The organism is Scytonema hofmannii PCC 7110 (assembly GCF_000346485.2).
GTDB classification, from domain to species: Bacteria; Cyanobacteriota; Cyanobacteriia; order Cyanobacteriales; family Nostocaceae; genus Scytonema; species Scytonema hofmannii.
Map to the genome: position 1 here is coordinate 1 of NZ_KQ976367.1, position 2,371 is coordinate 2,371.

General features: G+C 42.2%; 3 protein-coding genes. All 3 read right to left on the reverse strand.

Annotated features, from left to right (window positions below; all coding sequences use genetic code 11):
- Positions 1 to 166: 166 nt before the first annotated feature.
- The gene (gene tmk, locus WA1_RS51845) at positions 167 to 784 is read right to left on the reverse strand and encodes a dTMP kinase (protein WP_026134710.1); all 618 of its coding nucleotides are present in this window, start codon (positions 782 to 784) and stop codon (positions 167 to 169) included.
- Between the two features lie 64 nt (positions 785 to 848).
- Positions 849 to 1,571 carry an NAD(P)H-dependent oxidoreductase gene (locus WA1_RS51850; RefSeq protein ID WP_017743935.1) on the reverse strand — a complete coding sequence of 241 codons (723 nt, stop codon included), beginning with the start codon at positions 1,569 to 1,571 and terminating at the stop codon, positions 849 to 851.
- A gap of 29 nt (positions 1,572 to 1,600) precedes the next feature.
- The coding region (locus tag WA1_RS51855) for an alpha/beta fold hydrolase (RefSeq protein WP_066613676.1) at positions 1,601 to 2,371 on the reverse strand (771 nt) is incomplete at its 5' end.

Consider the following 2,371-nt stretch of genomic DNA (forward strand, 5'->3'; position numbering starts at 1 on the left):
TTGTGGGACGGGCGTCCCCGCCCGTCTTCTATGTAGTGGCGGGTAGTGGCGGGCGAGGACGCCCGCACCACAAGAAATTTTGGGATATTTTTTTATTTGGAAGTCCCTTACTGTACCGACGCTCTAGCGATTAGAAACTGGGGAATTATTTCCCCTTTCCCCAATTTCATCTGCGACTTATCAGTAACTGTTGAATATCCGCAGTTACTTTATCAATATTTTGATTGGCATCGATCGCGACAATTCTTTCTGGAAATTTTTCAGCTAATGACAAGAAACCCTGACGAACGCGATGGTGAAAAGCTAAATCTGCTTGTTCCATTCGGTCTAATTGTCGTTTGGCAACGATTCGATTGAAAGAAATTTCTGGGTCAATATCAAGTAAGATGGTCAAATTGCTTTGTAGACCACCAGTTGCTAAAAGATTGAGTTGCTCTATCATTTCAAGACTGATTCCACGTCCCCAACCTTGATAAGCGATGGTAGAGTCAGTGTAGCGATCGCACAAAACTACTTTTCCCTCGGCTAGGGCTGGTTTAATAATTTGGTCAACGTGTTGAGAGCGATCGGCTGCATACAAGAGTAACTCCGTTTTATTTGTAATCGAGGTAGATTCTGCTTCTAATAATAATTGACGCAGGTGCAAACCCAACTCCGTACCTCCCGGTTCGCGAGTCACAATTGCAGAAATGTTGAGACTTTCCAACCACTCTTGAGTACGCTGTATCTGGCTGGTTTTACCACAACCCTCCACACCTTCAAAAACAAGAAATTTACCACTCATATTTTTGGATTTCAGGTTCATAAATTGAGAAACTTCTCTGTAGGGCTAGTCTCACCATTAGCCATTAGCCCTCAATAATAATTTCTGACGTTTTTAATTGAAAAGTCTCATCAAAATCATCAAGAGAAGGATAGACGATAGCAGGAACTCGATCTATAGTCAACAACCGATTTTGGTACTGTTCCAAATAAATTTGGCGGCGTTCATCACTAAGACGACTTGCGCCCCAAACAATGAAAGGTGGTAAAACATCAAAACCTACAAAGCGCAGAATTCCGTGGTTAATTGGATAAAGAATGGTGTGAATATCGCCATTGATACCAATTTCAGTGTACATAGTTAAAGGTCCACCAGTTGTCAAAGACAGCATGGCTTTTTTACCTTTAAACGCGCCGTTGTCATACCACTTGCCATTTCCATAAATTTTCCCCAATGCAAAAACTTTATCAACCCAACCTTTTAAAATAGCGGGAAATCCAAACCACCATAAAGGAAACTGAAAGATAAGCACGTCGCACCAATCCAGTTTTTCCATTTCTGCTTTGATGTCCGCCGCAAAGCCATCCACTTCTGTTGCGTGCAATTCTTCTGCTTGCTGTTTGTAGTGGTCGGGGTTGGTTTCAGAAATAAAATTGCGGCGATCGGAAACTGGATTGAACTGCATAGCATATAAATCGGAAATGATTGTCTTATGTCCTGCTGCTTCCAAAGCTTTTTTTGCATGGCTGGTTAATGCACCATTAAAACTTTTAGGTTCGGGGTGAGCGTACACAATAAAAAAATTCATTTGAACTTCCTTCTGACAGAAAGGCGAGATTAAGATACCTTTGCAAGAAAATTGCAGATGGCTTGAGCTACAGTTTCTGGCGACTCAATTATAAAACCATGACCTCCAGAATCAAGAACAACTAGTTCGGCGTTGGGAATGCCTTGCACTAGTTCCTCGGAAAACTTTACCGGAGTTAGAATATCTTGTCTACTGACTAGAACTAAAGTTGGACAATAAATGCGATTGAGGCGAAAGCGAATGTCGCTGCTGGTAATAGCTCGGCTGTGATAATACAATTCTTGGGGTATGGGCGGAAAAGGATAATTAATTGCCATATTAATCATCGTTTCTATTGCTCCTGGGGTAGAATAGAAGGTATTTGTAAATATCCAGGGCAAAATGACTTTTTCATAAAGTTCCAAGTCCAAAATTCGAGCGAGGTCTCCCCATGTCTCGATAATGGCATTAAAGTGCTCATCACCCTTTGCCAAAGATGAGAGGAGTAACAAACTAAGCATCTTTTCTGGGTGTGCCAAAGCCAGTTCTTGGGCAATTTGACCACCCATAGAATGACCTGCTACGTGTACTTTGTCGATCCCAAGATGTTCAAGTAATCCAGCAACGTCGGTTGCCATCTGTTTTATACTATAGGCGTAGTTGGAAGTAGAACTGCGCCCCATACCTCGATTATCCAATCGAATAACTTGATACTGCTGGGTGAGGGATGGTATGAGTAGTGACCAGTAGGTATGGTCGCACAAAAAACCGGAAATCAACAGCAAAGGTTCCCCCGTGCCTTGAATCTGGTAGAACAGTTC

Coding starts and splice junctions, on each gene's coding strand:
- WA1_RS51850 (WP_017743935.1), bottom strand. CDS start 1,571: ATGAATTTTTTTATTGTGTACGCTCACCCCGAACCTAAAAGTTTTAAT.
- tmk (WP_026134710.1), bottom strand. CDS start 784: ATGAGTGGTAAATTTCTTGTTTTTGAAGGTGTGGAGGGTTGTGGTAAA.